Consider the following 14,764-nt stretch of genomic DNA (forward strand, 5'->3'; position numbering starts at 1 on the left):
GAACCGGTGGGCGTCGTGGTTACGCAATCATGAGCCGCAACGTTTCAACATGGCCAGCAAGCAAGGATGGGATGCGTTCGCGCAATCTGCACCTCGCCCGCCTCTCGAGCTACTTTCGCGTGAGGATGTTCGGCAATTGTCGGAGGAGGAAGTCGAAGACTACAACGAAGCGCGGATGGTGTGGAACGCTAACCCGCCGGCAGTCAAGACGACTCAGTTGAACGCCGCGTTTTCCATCATGGACCAGGCAATGGCGTCGAATCGCCGAGATGGTGATCGGCTTCGCGGATCGATTGTCATCGATGCCGCTCCAGCGTTGGGGAAAACCACGATCGCAACTCGGTTCGCCCGCGAGTTCCACCGGAAAACACTCCGTCGGTACGGGCCACGCACGACAGATGGGCACCAGCGGCTGCCGGTCGCGTTCATCCCCCTCGATGCCGGGGTCACTCTCAAAGGATTGAACCAGAAAATACTGTCGTTCTACGGCCACCCTGGAGCCAACCGGGCCACAACTGCTCGCTTGGCCGCATTGGCTGTTGATTGCGTACGATCCTGCGACACCCAGCTCGTCGTCATCGATGATCTCCATTTCATCGATTTCAAACATCGCAACGGACGCGAAGTCAGCAACCATATCAAGGGCTTGGCGAACGAAATGCCTGCCACATTCATATACGTTGGTGTCCGGCTCAGCGAGAAACGGTTCTTTGATGAGGGGCTCCTTGGCGACGATGCGGTCTACGCTCAAACCTCACGTCGAGCCACCAAAGTTCCGGTCGCCCCCTTCACCATGAAAACAGCCGCCGGTGCCCGAGCGTGGACTCACCTTTTGGCTAGTCTCGAGGATCACCTCTTGTTGCTCGATGGTCGTCCGGGCACGCTGGTCGATCAGGCAAAAGAACTGTATCGACGTACACAGGGGCACATTGGTTCCCTCACCTACTTACTCGACCGTGCCAGCTATCTCGCCATCACCACCGGAGTTGAGACCATTACACCGGAGATTCTGTCAGCGGTCACGATTGACAATGCAGCCGAAACCAGCGCCCGCACAGCCTAGCGACAAGCGCCCTTCGACGCGTTTGCGGGGAGTCACGTCCGGCTACGACCTCGATGCGTGGCCCCTAACATTGTCTATTGAGCCCGATGAAACTCTCCCGAGTTGGTGGGCACGTATCGCCTCCCGGTTCGGTGTCTCACCGGCCGCCTTGTTTCGCGAAGTTGGATTCCGGATGGGTTCCTACACCCCGTGGCGAGTGGAGCAGCGCCTCGCGCGCCCCAGTTCCCCGTTGAGTGTTCGAACCGGAGTGTCCAATGAAACCAGGGCGCAGGCCCACACTGCTCAGGCGCGCATTTCAGATCTTCTTGCAAGCGTGATTCAGCGATATCACGCACCGACAATCTCTTCGAGGCCTTCATCTGGGAGCCGTTTTTGTCCCTCGTGTCTTGCCGAGACCGGGACTTGGTCCGGGCACTGGCGGAGCCCACTCATCACAATGTGCCTCCGTCACCTTGTGATGCTCGTCGATGTATGTCCTCAGTGCGGTGGCCGCCCATTTTCCGGGCCAGCATGGGCGATGCACGAAAGACAGAACACACGCTGTACCGAAAACCTCCCAAGAGACACTAGCCCCCGTAAGCGACGGAAACCCTGCGGCGCCGATCTCACTCAAGCCCAAACTTCGACAGCCGATCCGCGACTTGTGGCTGCCACTGAACTGTTGCTCGAAGACGAGAATTGCTCTGGTCAGGACTGGGTGCTGGCTGGTTTGCCCGCTACACGGGCCGAAGCCCGAGACGGTCTCGTCCTATTGGCTCTTGATGGTCTCTCGGTCAAGGAACGAGAGCCAAGGGCAGTGAGCGCAGAAGCGACGGCTCTCGAGCACGCCTACGAAGTCCTCACGAGCCCAGACCTGACCACCGCCGGTGCCCTGGCCGATCACTATCGCCTCCTCGATGCCGGTGGCCCCTTCGCAGCAATCGGACCAACCCAGGCACTGCGCGACCACCCATTCCACCCCGTATTGCATGCCATCCGTTTACGCAGTCTGCGAGATCATCTTCCGCCGGGAACGCAGCTGGCGTTCCGCATCGGGTCCGACTGGCCACGAACGCCGAATGCATTGCGCCACCGTCACACTCCGATTCCCACGTACTGCGAGAACTGGCGTCTCCCGCCGGCCCCGTTGAGCGCGATTCCACAGCTCTACTGGGAAGAGGGCCTACCCGGCATCGGACCGGTCACCAACGAACGGAGCCGATTCGCCCTCAGCATCGCCATCGCCTCAGTCGGCCGCAACATCACCACCGCCTCGGCGGCCGAAGGCCTCGGTGCACCAAAAGTCCAAGCTGCACGAGTTGCCCACGACTGGGCCACACTCAGCGAACATTGCGGATGGCCGGCCCTGCGTAAAGCAATTGTGACTGCTGCTACTCAGTTGGCTCAGGAGCCCGGGACAATCAACTATCAACTGCGACGAGAAGAGCTTGCCACCCCAGATGATCTGAACGCTCGGTTTCTCGAGTCTGAGTGGTCAGATACCGAGCAGTTGTGGCTGTTGGCCATGTTTACGCAGAGCAGTCCCCGACTCACTCCAGAAGCCTGGGGTAACCTCCGATTCCCAGCGATCGTCCCCGAACGCCCATCAGAGAGGGAGTACACCGATGGCGACATCAGAGAACTCCTCGCCAGCACACCAACGAGGCCCGAGAAGCCGCCATGAAATGAATGGGAACCAATGTGTGACGCACACGCGTGGACTGCCGACTGTCAGCGGGCCGAGTTATCGACCGAGAAAATCGGCCGTGAGGCACAACTTGCTCTTGCCCCCGGCAACAGGGTCGATCCACTCCTGAGTCTTCGATGCGCCAACTTCTGGAACCACAACCAACATAGTGACCGTAACGCCGACTTCCGCCTGCTCTCATATCTTTACCCATGGCAGCGTGTGTAGCGGAGAATCCGCCTCAGGAATAACGGCCGGCGTCAGTGACGACGCCAGCGTGTGCCGGTCCAGGTTCAAGTTTCGTGTACCCCTACGTCAATCTCGGATTCGAGGTCGTCTCTGCTGATACCGAAGATTTTCATTGCTTGGTCAAGATCGGTTCTTGCGCCACCATCTCCAACCAGGCGAACCATAGCCAGCATCGCATCATTGAGCGATTCTCGATCAGGCAGAACCACATCGCATTGGCCGCTGGAATCAGGCTCACCAATCGCCCCTCCACCTGACGGGTCAATGTCCTCATTCATGAGGCGTCCTCCCAGATCGTTCGAAGCAGGTCCTCTGCCTTGTCCGGGTCCCGACCGGGGCCGGAGAAGGCATCGAGCAGGGCCCTCGACCGTGGGACGAATCGGATGCCGCCTTCGCTCTCGACATCGTCGAGTTCACCGCTCATGGCCTCCAGGAGCAGGACTCCCCGCCCCGGCCGGGCCCGTTCCAATCCGAGCTGCTCAGCCACACCGCGGGGACCGCTCACATAGATCAACGGAGCACCTGCCTGAGCATCAGATCGGTCCTCCCAAGTGGCAACGATCCCGGACACGGCATAGTCCACGCCCGCTTCGGCCAGCCGGTCGACGAGGTCACGCCATCCTTTCGGGATCTCGACTGAGACCCGGGCACCGCGACGCCTGGCAACCTTCCCAGCGTTGCCGGCAGTCACAGCGATCGCCACCAGATCATCGACTCCAGCCGAGTCTTTCAGCCATCCGGTTCTTTTCCACCGATCAGCCCACTCACCGGTAGGGTTCTTCACATTCGACTGCATCGGCCGGTTAGTAGATGTCGTGGCCGATGATCGCGAAGCTTCGTTGTTCGGCCAGTAGGCCTGATTAACAATCGGCGCGAGGTAGGCATTCGCGGCCTGGATCGCCGATGTGTCCCCGCTAGAGAATACAGAGGTACCGCCCAGTTGGTATCCCGTGGCGGAGAAGATCTTCTGCATCGTGCCCCAGGTGGGGTCCATCTCGCCGCGTTCAATGCGGCTGACCGTCGATGGCGACACCTCGGCGAGCTGTGCCAGTTCTTTCCTGGTGATCCCGCTCATGGCACGGATCTTCTTGATGATCGCTGCTGCTTCCATATCAGCCACCTCCTAGCGTTTGCGTATATGCAATACTATGCCTTCTATATCGATGGCTGTGGCTGGTTCATTCTCAATCAGGCCGAATTCGCACACCTCCGGAAGCAATTAGGTTCTGAACCAGGTGATGCTTGACGAAACGAGAGGAATGATGAGCTCATGGGATCGAAGAACAGAAGGCGCGTACCCAACCGCACCGCTACAAGAAAGCCGCCCGTGCCGAAACTTCGGATGACCGTGGTAGTTCATCCAGAGTCTGCTGTCATGCAACACGGCGTTGTAACTTTGCAGAGGGAAGTGCAGGCGATCCGAGCGGCGATCCTCTACGCGGATGAGATTGAGGTAGTTAGTCCAGCGACAGAGATGCTGTTAGGGATGAAGGAGTTTGTAGCGACGAGTAACACTCCAGTTCTCGATCTACTCCGTTCTCTGGACGCCAGCACTCTCGAGCAGCTTAGCGGTCGAAATGGCGACGAGATGAAGAACGCACTGAATCTTCTACCTGCACTCCAGCACCCTGCCTTCAGTGACCTGATGGAGCAGTACGGTAGCGACGAGATGGAAGAACTCCGGCGGTCTGCCGCTGAGTTCCAGGAGAAGATGGGAGAGTCGACGGAGCAGGTCCGCGATGACATAGCGGCGATGTACGACCAGGCGGGTGGTCCCGAGCTGGCCGCCGCCATTGAGAGCGGGGTCGTTAAGATCAGGCCACTTCTGCATGAAGACGACGAGGGGAACGCCGACGTACTCATCGATCGCTATGCAACCGCGGTCAAGGAGCTACTCGTTGAAGGTTCGCGCCATATGCTCCTGGATCGGGGAACCACTCAACTTGCTGATCTCATGATTAAGGAGAAGCGAGTTGTGCCGTCTGCCTTGGCATTGCCGAATGCTCTTGAATCAATCGTGGGGACAGGAATGATTACGCGGCTACCCACCTTTGGGGAGACTCCAGCTGACGAACTGTTGGATCTCCGGAGAGATCTGATGGCGCCTCTGGGGAGATATCGCCGGTCAGTGGCAACTCTTGGGGCCAAAATGCGGGTCGGCCCGTTTGACGGTGATGCAGAAGCCGAAGTTGAACATCTTTACCTGACGGAAGTTGAACCAGCCCTGACGGAGATTCGTGAACAGCTTGCTGAACACGGTCTGGTTCGGGAGTTTGCCGATGCGATCGGCGCAAATCTTGGAGCAGTCGTTGGAGGGGCCGCCGCAGTGCCGGGACTTGTCGTTGGCATCCAAGCCGCGACGGACCTTGCTGCCGTAGCCACCGCTGGTCTAGCGGCCATACCCGCGCTTGCTGGAGGGGCGGCGGTGCTGGCTCGGGCAAGGCAGGCGCAGAGAGAAGCTTTGACAGGAGTGACTGGCAAGGATCTCTACTATCTTCATGAGCTCGACCGTCGAATGTCATAATGGACGATTAATCAGCTTCTCGATTCACGTAGCGACCAACGATGAGATCCTACAGTTACTGTAGGATCTCGGATTTCGTGTCGGAATCTCAATTTCGCGTCGGAGGCGTGTCGGTGTTCCCAGTTTCATGTCGGTGCGAGGATGCTGGAAACATGACAACGAAGACGTTGCTGGACACGGAACTGATGTACCTCACCGAGGAGGGCACATCGGTAGCCACCACTGTGGGCGCTGTGGACAGCACCCGACTTTCGAAGGGACTACCGGTCCGGTCGCCCAGATCATACGCGCGTCAACGTCACTACCCCGGTTTGTTTTGGTCCGCGACCACAAACGACCATATACCGTTCGAAAGCCGGTTAGAACTCGATCGATTGTGGTTGGCGGACTTCGAGTGGAAACCAAACCATGGGTCAGGTCAGAGTCAAACAAACCTTCAGCATTCCCTTCGTTTGACCTGAACCTCGGTTCAGGGGTGAAGCTTGAGGCATGAGTGAACGAGATGAGCTGTTTGGGATTGCCGAAGTCTCGGCACGGATCGGTCTGGAACCGGACACGATACGATACTTCGAGCGCCAGAGGGTCATACCGTCTCCACGACGCGACAGTGCGGGACACCGTCAGTACACGACGGCCGACGTCGAGTTGATCCGCATGCTGGTTCATCTCCGTGAGACGGGGATGCCTCTGGCTGATATCGCGCAGTTCACGGGCGCAGACAACAAGGTGGCTGATCTGGCCGGACTTCGAGTGGAGTTACTGACAGCCCATCGCCGTCGCGTCCAGGATAGGCGTGAGGAGCTCGACCGAGCGCTCGATGTAATTACGCGGAAGATCATGGATTTCAGCGATCGAATCACCGGTTCGGTGAATCTTCTCGAGCGAACAGATTGCACGATTGCGTTCGACGTCCAGGGGGAGGGGCCTCTGTTGTTCCTGGTCGGTGCGCCGGCGGGGCGGGCTGGTTTCGCACCGCTAGCGCATGAGCTTTCCGACCGTTATACCGTCGTCACCCATGACCCGCGTGGTGTCGGTGCCAGTCGTGCAGTCCTGGGGATGGCTGCACCCACGCCCGAGGTACTTGCCGAGGATCTTGCTGCGCTTGTTGACCGGCTCACCGGAGGGCCCGCCCTATTCGTCGGAACCAGTGGCGGCGCCGTGACGCTGTTGGAACTGGCCAAGCAGTATTCTGAAATGGTTGGCCGGGCCGTGTTGCATGAGCCGCCGCTCATGTCCCTCGTGGCTGATTCGAAGCTAGCGGACAGAGCTGCAGCGGTGTTTGAAGCCGCGGAGGCTGATCCCCAGCGGGCAGTGCAGGAGTTCTTTGATCTCAGTGGCGCTGCCCACCATACGGGACCAGATCAGACACCTCCCGCCCATATGTCGATGCCCGAGCTACCTGCCGAGGAACTCGAAAAGAATCGCTACTTTCTAGGGCAGATGGCCGGTCCATCAGTCTTTTACGTACCCGATATTGAGGCCATCCGACGTGTTGCGATTACGCTGTGTGCAGGCTCACTGAGCCATCATCAACTCGCGCGGCGGGCAACCCAAATACTCGCTGAACGTCTAGGACTGCCCCTAGTCGACATGCCAGGTAACCACCTCGGCGCAAGCTCAGAGCCGTCAGAATTCGCAAAAGACCTCAAGCGCCTGCTCGAACCCTGAGCACTACCCGCGGCCCTTCCTAGGCCGAACGGCCCAGGACCACGGCCCCGCTGGAGCTCTTGACCGTTGAGGCGGAATGCCCGCTCTCCCACACGTTGAGGGGGCGCTTAATCGTTCCGGTGGTGGTCTTCTTAGCCCTGATATGTCCAAACGAGGGCGGCGCACGGAGCCGCAGCCCAGTTTCGTACAGCTAGGCGGTGGAGGCGGGGTCGAGGCCCCGCTCGTCGCGAATGAGCGTCATCGACCAGAACAAGGCTCGTCGATTCCTAGCGATTCTCTTCCACGACCACTCGACGACCTTATGGGCGTGTACGAGACGCCCCAGCACTCGCAGATAGCGGTGAAGCGCCCTGGGGTTCGCTCCAGGTCTTAGCAAGGGGAACGGGAGTATGTCCAAGGAGTTCAGTCAAGAGTTGCGATATCGCACCATGCGCATGGTCTACGAGTGCCCGGCCCCGCTCGCAGTCGAATCGTGCGCTCACCCCGCGGTTCGGTGTCGGCGGCGAGACGCTGCGAATCTGGTGCAACCGCTACGGGCCCACCGAACCTGCGGGTTGCCACGGATCAGCCCGTAACTTCTCCGAGATCAGTCATCAGTTAGCGCGGAGTGTGTCTCGTACACCTGCCTGCTTTCCTCGGTTGCGGGCGCGAACTGCAAGCAGTGCGCAGCCGATCACGGCGATGCCGCCGGTAACGGTCTGCCAGCCGATGTGCTCGCCCAGCAGCAGGCCTGCCCAGAGGATGTTCATCACCGGTTGAGTGAGCTGCACCTGGCTGACTTCTGCCATCGGTCCGATGGCGAGGCCACGATACCAGGCGAAGAACCCGAGGAACATGCTCACCACCGCGAGGTACGCGAACGCGCCCCACTCCACGAGGGTGCCCATGGGAGGCTGCTGCACCATGGCGATGCCGGTCAGTAGAATCATCAGCGGTGAGGCGAGCACAAGCGCCCACGAGATTGTCTGCCACGACCCCAAGCTGCGCGAGAGCAATCCGCCTTCCGCGTAGCCGACCGCGCAAACGACGACGGCGGCGAACAGTAGCAGGTCGGAGAAGTGCAGCCCGCCGAAACCGCCACCTTGGATCACGGCGAATACCACCGCAGCGACAGCACCAAACGCGGCGGCGACCCAGAACGAGCGTGCGGGTCGTTCCCCCGTGCGCAGCGCCGCAATCACCGCCGTCGCTGCGGGCAGCAGCGCGATCACCACAGCCCCGTGGCTCGCGCGCGCTGTCTCGAGGGCAAACGACGTCAGCAGCGGGAACCCGACCACCGCGCCGCCCGCGACCACCGCGACCTGTATCCACTGCCTCCCTCGCGGGAGTCTTTGCCGCGTCAACCCGAGGGCGAAGGCGGCAAGCACGGCCGCGATCACCGCACGGCCCGACCCGACGAACAGTGCCGACATGTGCCCGTTCTCCACCGCGACCCTGGTGAACGGCACGGTGAACGAGAATGCGGTCACGCCGAGCAGCCCCCACCACAGGCCGGAACGGGATACTGGTAGCAGTTTGACAGAATATACAATAGCGCTATTGTTGTGATTCATGATTAATAGTAGCAGTGACCGCATCGTGTCGGCACTTGGCGAGTGGCTCGCGGTCGCTCCTGCGGGCGCACAGCTTCCGTCGACGCGGCAGCTTGTCGCGCGATTCGAGGCCAGCCCGGTCACGGTGCAGAAGGCACTGCGCACCCTCATCGGTCAGGGGGTGATTGAGTCGCGGCCGGGCGTCGGCACGTTCGTGCGCAGGGTCCGGGAGGTCCGTCCGAACGACTACGGCTGGCAGACGGCAGCGCTCGGCTCCCCGCAGCACCGCATCCCGGCCTCGTCGGTGGCGCTGCGCACAACGCCGAACGATGTGATCGCCCTGCATTCGGGCTACCCCGACAGGGAGCTGCTGCCCGAACGTCTGGTGCGGGCCGCGTTCGCTCGCGCTGCACGCAGCGAGGCGGCGGTGAGCCGCCCGCCCGCTGCAGGCCTGCCCGAGCTGCAATCCTGGTTCGCCGCTGAACTCGGCGCGATCACTCCCACGGATCTCACCGCCCCGGCCGCAAGGGATGTCGTAATCGTGCCGGGTAGCCAGAGTGGCCTCAGCACTCTCTTCCGCACCCTTGTCGGTGCGGGACGACCACTACTCATCGAGTCACCGAGCTACTGGGGGGCGATGCTCGCCGCCGCGCAGGTCGGCGTGCAACTCGTACCCATCCCGTCCGGGCCGCACGGCCCGAACCCCGACGACCTCGACCGCGCCTTCGCGCAGACCGGGGCACGCGCGTTCTACGCGCAACCGAACTTCGCCAACCCCACCGGCGGCCAGTGGTCGGCGGAACTGGGTGACGCGGTGCTCGGGATCGTGCGCGAGCGCGGCGCGTTCCTCATCGAGGACGACTGGGCGCACGACTTCGGCATCACTACCGATTCTGTCCCCATCGCCGCCCGTGACGACAGCGGTCACGTCGTCTACATCCGCTCACTCACCAAAAGTGTCTCTCCATCAGTCCGGGTCGCGGGCCTGATCGCGCGCGGCCCTGCCCGTGATCGCATCCTCGCGGACACGCAGGCCCAGGAGATGTACGTCAGCTCCGCCCTACAAGCCATCGCGGTCGATGTGGTCACGCAACCGGCTTGGCGCACGCACCTGCGCTCACTCAGGCAACAGCTCGCCACCCGCCGCGATCTCCTCGTCGACGCGCTCCACGAGCACGCTCCGGCGGCGTGCCTGGACGCCGTACCGTACGGCGGCCTGAACCTCTGGCTGCGACTGCCCGACGACACGAACCTGCTCCAGCTTGCCCGAGAATGCGAAGCTCGTGGGGTCATCATCGCAGCAGGCGACGATTGGTTCCCCGCCGAGCCAACCGGCCGCTATCTCCGTCTGAACTACTCCGGACCCAACCCCAGCGCGTTCCCCGAAGCCGCGCGAATCATCGGACAGGCCCTCGCGAACAGACAGTGAATCGTTTCGGTGAGGATAGCGCTCCCGACCTTGCCGGTCGCACCGAATACAGCGGCTCGCATGATCAGACGTGGTCTTTCGTGCTCGGTGGCGGGAGTTGACCGGCGACCATCGAGATGAGTGCGGCGGCAAAGCCGAGAAGTTGGAGTGGGGTCAAGGCTTCACCTGCGATCGCGGCGACGAGCACCGCCGCGGCGAGCGGGGAAAGCAACCCGAGCAGGGCGGTTGCCGTCACGGGCAGACGCCGGATGCCGGCGAACCAGATGGTGTAGGTCAGCAGCGCCCCGATCAGCCCCAGCCAGGCGTACCCCAGCACGGCCTTACCGTCGATACCGGGCGGAATGCCGTCGATGAGCAGAGCCGGCAGCAGCAGGACAAGACCGGCCGCGGTGAGTTGCCACCCGGCCAGACCTACTGCGGAGACCCCTTCGGGGCGCCCCCACTTCTTCGTCAGCACAACTCCGATGCCCATCGACACGGCACCGCCCAAGCCCGGGAGGACACCAAGAGGTGATGTCGCAGCGTTCGGGCCGAGGACGACGAGCGCAACGCCGATCATGCCGAGCACGCCCCACGTGACTCGCCAGAACGAGAGCTTTTCGTGCAGGATCGCCACGGCGAGGAACGCGATCACGATGGGCTGTGCCGCACCCAGCGTGGCTGCTACTCCGCCTGGCAAATGCTGGGCTGCGAGGAAGAGCAGCGGGAAGAATGCGGCCATGTTCAAGGTGCCGAGCACGAGGCTCTTCCACCACCACGAACCGTGCGGCAACTGCCTCGCGATCAGGAGCGCGAGCAGACCTGCGGGAAGCGAGCGCATCATCGCAGCGAAGAGAGGATGCCCTGCGGGCAGTAGGTGCGTGGTCACGATGTAGGTGGTGCCCCAGGCCATCGGGGTGAGCGCAGTCAGTATCGTCCACACGGCCTGGCTCGTGGATTCTGCCTGCACGCTTGGAGGCGTGCGCGGTGAGGTCGTGATGCTCATGGTTACATCGTCGGGTCCGGCATGCCCATGAGTCCAGGACATTGTTGTGATCCCAGTGATGAACAAGGATCATTGAAGTGTGGAGCTTCAGCAGATGCGGTATGTGGTCGCGGTGGCCGAGGAACGCAGCTTCACTCGCGCGGCAGAGCGGTGTCTCGTGGTGCAGTCCGCTCTGAGTCACCAGATCAAGGCGCTCGACCGCGAACTCGGGGTGAGGTTGTTCGCGCGCACCAGCCGCAGGGTTGAGACCACGGCCGCCGGCGAGGCATTCCTGGCACGAGCACGAGAGAGTCTCGATGCGGCTGAACGGGCGGTCTCCGAGGCGGCGGAGGCGGACGGGCAGATTCGAGGCAGTCTCACGATCGGTGTGATTCCGACGGTGACCGCCATCGATATACCTACTGTACTGGGGCATTTCCATCGCGCCCACCCTGCGGTGCGGATCAAGCTCCGAGGCGGCGGTAGCGATGAGTTCATCACCGCGATCAGCGAGGGCCGTATGGACGTCGCAGTGCTCGGGCTGCCCGACAGCGCACCCCCGAAAGGCGTGAACGCGCGCGTTCTTGCTAGGGAGCGGCTCATCGTCGTCGTCGCCGCTGAACACTCACTGGCTCGGCGTCGCAGACTACGGTTGGAAGACTTGACCGATGAAGTGTTCGTGGACTTTCCCGAGGGAACACCCGGCCGAGTTCCCTCCGACCTCGCATTCCAGGCCGCTGGTGTCCATCGCGAGGTCGCCTTCGAAGCGATGAGCGCCGACCTCATCGTCGACCTGGTCAGGCAGGGCCTCGTGATCGCCCTGCTCTCACCAGCTGTCATCCCCGCCGGCAGCAACGACCTTCGAACGATCCCGGTGACAGCTGGCCCCACCCGTATCGAGTACCTCGCGTGGAGCAGCTTCAACTCCACCCCCGCAGCAAGAGCATTCCTCGAAAGCCTGCCGATGCCTCAACCGGGCGACGACACGTAGGTGCATTCGCAGGGAGCCGAATGTCAGTCCACCGGACCTCGCTTCAAAAACGCTTGACAAGGTCGACTGCTCCTTCGGGATTCTCGGTTTGCTGGACGAATCCTTCGCTCGTGTACAGATGGATGTTCTTCGTGCTCCGCGATCCGGTGCTGAGCTCTATCCGGTCGCAGGAGCTGGCGAGAGCATCCGTCGCGTGCCGGAGGAGCCAGCGCCCGATTCCCCGTCCGTAGAGATCGGGAACGACGGCGAGTCTGCCGATGTACCCTGTTCGCGATGCGCGTCGAGCGCGAACCATTCCGATGAGACGACCGTGGAGCCAGAGTCCGATCGTCTCCCAGTCGGTGAGCCAGGCCTGCACGTCGTCGAGGGTCTCGGTGAACGGAGTGAGGTCTAGTGTTTCGTTGCTCAACGCCTCGTCGACCCAGCAGCATCGCTGCAGAACCAGTACATGAGGTGCGTCGTTGGGAGTCAACGGGCGTGTATAGCTACCGGGCAGCGGCCCAACTCCGTTACCGGGCCGTGCAGCCTCCCGCATGGGCTTGAGCGCGTGAGCTAGTCTGATCAGCTCTTCCAGCAAGCTGTTCGCTGACGCGGTCAGCTGTGCGCCCGGGCGCACCCCGGTCGAATCGATCGTGTCTTTCAGGCGCAGGGCGACGGTCGAGCCGAGTGGGACGAGACGAAGTGTCGTTATCACCTGTTTCGCGTGCTGCACGGATCGGGTGCCTGCCGAGGTGTTGCCGTAGCTCACGAACCCCATGGGCTTCCATGCCCATTCTTGGCTCAGGTAGTCGAGGGCGTTCTTGAGCGTCGCGGGCATGCCGTAGTTGTATTCCGGCGTGACCGCGATGAAGCCATCCGCCTCGTCGACGATCTTGCTCCACGCTTTGGTGTGCGGGTTTCGGTAGGCGCCAACAGCAGGATGTTCCTCCTCGTCGAAGAACGGGAGGTCGAGATCGCGCAACGACACATGCTGAAGCTCGACGCCGAGTGCGTCGGCGTCGGGGGTGAGGGTTCGCAGGAGCCAGTCTGCAACCGCCGGGCCCATAGCTCCTGGCCTGGTGCTGCACGTGAGGATCACGACTCTAGGAGATTTCATTGACATGTAAACGAGCATAGATCGTAGAATGATTACATGTCAACGAAAAGGATGGGGTCCGCGGCGCCGTGGTTGAACGAGGATGAGGAAGTCGCCTGGCGCGCGTTTCGTCGCATGACGATCGCAGTGCAGGCCGGTGTGGTGCACGACCTTGCAGCGTCGGGTCTCTCGGAGCCCGACTACGAGGTGCTCAGCACCCTGGTCGAAGCGCCGGAGATGACGAGCACACTGCATGCCCAGGCGCAGAAGATGGGGTGGTCGCGGAGCAGGCTCTCGCGTCACGCCGGCAGGATGGAAGCGCGAGAGCTGATTCGCCGTGATCCCGACCCGGCAGACGGTCGCGGCTGTCTGCTCGAACTCGCCCCCCTCGGTCTCGACGCCCTTCGTGGAGCGACTGCCGTGCACTTGGAATCCGTGTGCCGCCGGTTCGCCGATCGGCTCGACGCGCGCGACCTCCTCGACATCGTGCGAATCTCTGGAAAACTCTCCCATGCTCCAGAGTCGGCTCTATGACACGTAGGCCGTGAGCAGTCTGTCAAGGGCCCGATGAGACTGCCGACGAGCCAGGTCGATGTCGTTCTGTTGGGCTGTCCACAGGGCTGCTTCGTTCATCGCGCCGGAGAGCTGCGCGGTCGACGCATCGAGGATGTCTTCTGCAACTCCTGCCTCACGTAGTGCCTCTCGCAGATGCGTCGCCGAATTCTCTGCGTCGAGTCGGCGCCATTCCTGCCAGCCGGTCACTGCTGGTGAATCGATGAGCAGGATGCGCATGGCGGCTCCGTTCGTGATCGCATCGAGGAATGCGTGCGACCCGGCCTTGAGCTGTTCGTGAGGCTGCGGGTCTGCATTCTCGGCTGCCGCGACGACAGCTCGTGCGACGTCGGCTTGGAGTCGGGCGGCGACTTCGCCGAACAGCGCGACCTTGTTCCGGTAGTGGTGGTAGACCGCCCCCCGTGTGACCCCGGCGTCCCGGGCGACGTCATCGACGGAGACTTCGCTGAAGCCTCGTGCTGAGAAGAGTTCCTTCGCGGAATCGAGGATGCGTTGGGCTGTCTGGGCGGCGTCGGCTGCGGAGGCGCGGGGCATGGTCCTCTTCCTTTACGTACAGTGTGCATGTATGCTGGCTTCGTTACATGCATATCGTACGTAAAGGAGTGCAATGTCCGTCACCAGCCTCTATCCCGTGCTCATGTCTCGCGATGTCGACGCCGCGGCGTCCTTCTACCGCGACTTCATCGGTTTTGAGACGACCTTTGGATCCGACTGGTATGTCAGCTTGCGCTTAGGCGAGTTCGAGCTGGCGATCTTGGCTCACGATCACTCCACGGTGCCGGCCGGATACCGTGAACTTCCCCGAGGAGTGATCGTCAACCTCGAAGTCAGCGACGTCGATGCCGTCCACAAGCAGCTGGCCGGCAGAACAGAGGTGAACGTGGTGTTACCGCTTCGCGACGAGGACTTCGGTCAGCGGCACTTCATCATTGCTGCCCCCGATGGTGTGCTGCTCGACATCATCCAGCCCGTGGCTCCCAGTGAGGACTACGCGAGCGCGTATGTACAGCCATAGAGGCTCCCGTTCGGC

14 protein-coding genes are annotated in these 14,764 nt (G+C 61.9%); 8 read left to right on the forward strand and 6 right to left on the reverse strand.

Translation table 11 applies throughout. The features are described from left to right. Window positions 1–49: 49 nt before the first annotated feature. Together JTF07_RS05790 and JTF07_RS21025 are read left to right on the forward strand one after the other, a co-directional pair. The gene (locus JTF07_RS05790; RefSeq protein WP_252199314.1) at window positions 50–1,063 is read left to right on the forward strand and encodes a TniB family NTP-binding protein; all 1,014 of its coding nucleotides are present in this window, start codon (window positions 50–52) and stop codon (window positions 1,061–1,063) included. Then, entirely contained in the window at window positions 1,032–2,726 is a 1,695-nt protein-coding gene (locus tag JTF07_RS21025) for a TniQ family protein (protein ID WP_502710958.1), read from the forward strand. Before JTF07_RS05790 ends, JTF07_RS21025 begins: the two co-directional genes overlap by 32 nt. Before the next feature lie 296 nt (window positions 2,727–3,022). Here the strand turns inward: JTF07_RS21025 and JTF07_RS05800 are convergent, their stop codons facing one another. Together JTF07_RS05800 and JTF07_RS05805 are read right to left on the reverse strand one after the other, a co-directional pair. Beyond that, entirely contained in the window at window positions 3,023–3,256 is a 234-nt protein-coding gene (locus tag JTF07_RS05800) for a hypothetical protein (RefSeq protein WP_204233291.1), read from the reverse strand. Continuing rightward, entirely contained in the window at window positions 3,253–4,089 is an 837-nt protein-coding gene (locus JTF07_RS05805; protein WP_204233292.1) for a helix-turn-helix transcriptional regulator, read from the reverse strand. Before JTF07_RS05805 ends, JTF07_RS05800 begins: the two co-directional genes overlap by 4 nt. Window positions 4,090–4,248: 159 nt before the next feature. Between JTF07_RS05805 and JTF07_RS05810 the strand changes: the two genes are divergently transcribed. Further along, window positions 4,249–5,502 (forward strand): hypothetical protein, encoded by a 1,254-nt coding sequence (locus JTF07_RS05810; protein ID WP_204233293.1) that lies wholly within the window; start codon window positions 4,249–4,251, stop codon window positions 5,500–5,502. Between the two features lie 489 nt (window positions 5,503–5,991). Next, window positions 5,992–7,170, forward strand: coding sequence for an alpha/beta fold hydrolase (locus tag JTF07_RS05815; protein ID WP_204233294.1), 1,179 nt, complete (start codon window positions 5,992–5,994; stop codon window positions 7,168–7,170). A gap of 593 nt (window positions 7,171–7,763) precedes the next feature. On the opposite strand, the gene JTF07_RS05820 is transcribed toward JTF07_RS05815, so the two are convergent. Further along, on the reverse strand, window positions 7,764–8,723 hold the full coding sequence (locus JTF07_RS05820; protein WP_204233295.1) for a DMT family transporter: 960 nt from the start codon (window positions 8,721–8,723) through the stop codon (window positions 7,764–7,766). On the opposite strand from JTF07_RS05820, the gene JTF07_RS05825 reads away from it, so the two are divergent. Further along, window positions 8,722–10,131, forward strand: coding sequence for an aminotransferase-like domain-containing protein (locus tag JTF07_RS05825; protein WP_204233296.1), 1,410 nt, complete (start codon window positions 8,722–8,724; stop codon window positions 10,129–10,131). The two genes, JTF07_RS05820 and JTF07_RS05825, sit on opposite strands and share 2 nt — an antisense overlap. 64 nt (window positions 10,132–10,195) lie before the next feature. Here JTF07_RS05825 and JTF07_RS05830 read toward each other — a convergent pair whose 3' ends face one another. Further along, window positions 10,196–11,116 carry an EamA family transporter gene (locus JTF07_RS05830; RefSeq protein ID WP_204233297.1) on the reverse strand — a complete coding sequence of 307 codons (921 nt, stop codon included), beginning with the start codon at window positions 11,114–11,116 and terminating at the stop codon, window positions 10,196–10,198. A gap of 79 nt (window positions 11,117–11,195) precedes the next feature. Here JTF07_RS05830 and JTF07_RS05835 point away from each other — a divergent pair, with 79 nt between their 5' ends. Beyond that, window positions 11,196–12,086 carry a LysR family transcriptional regulator gene (locus tag JTF07_RS05835; protein ID WP_204233298.1) on the forward strand — a complete coding sequence of 297 codons (891 nt, stop codon included), beginning with the start codon at window positions 11,196–11,198 and terminating at the stop codon, window positions 12,084–12,086. Between the two features lie 43 nt (window positions 12,087–12,129). Here JTF07_RS05835 and JTF07_RS05840 read toward each other — a convergent pair whose 3' ends face one another. Continuing rightward, window positions 12,130–13,200, reverse strand: a complete 1,071-nt coding sequence (locus JTF07_RS05840; protein WP_353843885.1) for a GNAT family N-acetyltransferase — start codon at window positions 13,198–13,200, stop codon at window positions 12,130–12,132. Between the two features lie 18 nt (window positions 13,201–13,218). Here JTF07_RS05840 and JTF07_RS05845 point away from each other — a divergent pair, with 18 nt between their 5' ends. Further along, window positions 13,219–13,695, forward strand: coding sequence for a MarR family winged helix-turn-helix transcriptional regulator (locus tag JTF07_RS05845; protein WP_252199322.1), 477 nt, complete (start codon window positions 13,219–13,221; stop codon window positions 13,693–13,695). Here JTF07_RS05845 and JTF07_RS05850 read toward each other — a convergent pair. Next, entirely contained in the window at window positions 13,690–14,268 is a 579-nt protein-coding gene (locus JTF07_RS05850) for a TetR/AcrR family transcriptional regulator (protein ID WP_204233300.1), read from the reverse strand. The two genes, JTF07_RS05845 and JTF07_RS05850, sit on opposite strands and share 6 nt — an antisense overlap. A gap of 73 nt (window positions 14,269–14,341) precedes the next feature. Between JTF07_RS05850 and JTF07_RS05855 the strand changes: the two genes are divergently transcribed. Further along, on the forward strand, window positions 14,342–14,749 hold the full coding sequence (locus JTF07_RS05855; RefSeq protein ID WP_204233301.1) for a VOC family protein: 408 nt from the start codon (window positions 14,342–14,344) through the stop codon (window positions 14,747–14,749). Window positions 14,750–14,764 lie beyond the last annotated feature (15 nt).

It is taken from the genome of Brevibacterium sp. RIT 803 (genome assembly GCF_016892625.1).
In the GTDB taxonomy this organism is placed as follows: Bacteria; Actinomycetota; Actinomycetes; order Actinomycetales; family Brevibacteriaceae; genus Brevibacterium.

Coding starts and splice junctions, on each gene's coding strand:
- JTF07_RS05790 (WP_252199314.1), top strand. CDS start 50: ATGGCCAGCAAGCAAGGATGGGATGCGTTCGCGCAATCTGCACCTCGC.
- JTF07_RS21025 (WP_502710958.1), top strand. CDS start 1,032: ATGCAGCCGAAACCAGCGCCCGCACAGCCTAGCGACAAGCGCCCTTCG.
- JTF07_RS05800 (WP_204233291.1), bottom strand. CDS start 3,256: ATGAATGAGGACATTGACCCGTCAGGTGGAGGGGCGATTGGTGAGCCT.
- JTF07_RS05805 (WP_204233292.1), bottom strand. CDS start 4,089: ATGGAAGCAGCAGCGATCATCAAGAAGATCCGTGCCATGAGCGGGATC.
- JTF07_RS05810 (WP_204233293.1), top strand. CDS start 4,249: ATGGGATCGAAGAACAGAAGGCGCGTACCCAACCGCACCGCTACAAGA.
- JTF07_RS05815 (WP_204233294.1), top strand. CDS start 5,992: ATGAGTGAACGAGATGAGCTGTTTGGGATTGCCGAAGTCTCGGCACGG.
- JTF07_RS05825 (WP_204233296.1), top strand. CDS start 8,722: ATGATTAATAGTAGCAGTGACCGCATCGTGTCGGCACTTGGCGAGTGG.
- JTF07_RS05820 (WP_204233295.1), bottom strand. CDS start 8,723: ATGAATCACAACAATAGCGCTATTGTATATTCTGTCAAACTGCTACCA.
- JTF07_RS05830 (WP_204233297.1), bottom strand. CDS start 11,116: ATGAGCATCACGACCTCACCGCGCACGCCTCCAAGCGTGCAGGCAGAA.
- JTF07_RS05840 (WP_353843885.1), bottom strand. CDS start 13,200: ATGCTCGTTTACATGTCAATGAAATCTCCTAGAGTCGTGATCCTCACG.
- JTF07_RS05845 (WP_252199322.1), top strand. CDS start 13,219: ATGTCAACGAAAAGGATGGGGTCCGCGGCGCCGTGGTTGAACGAGGAT.
- JTF07_RS05850 (WP_204233300.1), bottom strand. CDS start 14,268: ATGCCCCGCGCCTCCGCAGCCGACGCCGCCCAGACAGCCCAACGCATC.
- JTF07_RS05855 (WP_204233301.1), top strand. CDS start 14,342: ATGTCCGTCACCAGCCTCTATCCCGTGCTCATGTCTCGCGATGTCGAC.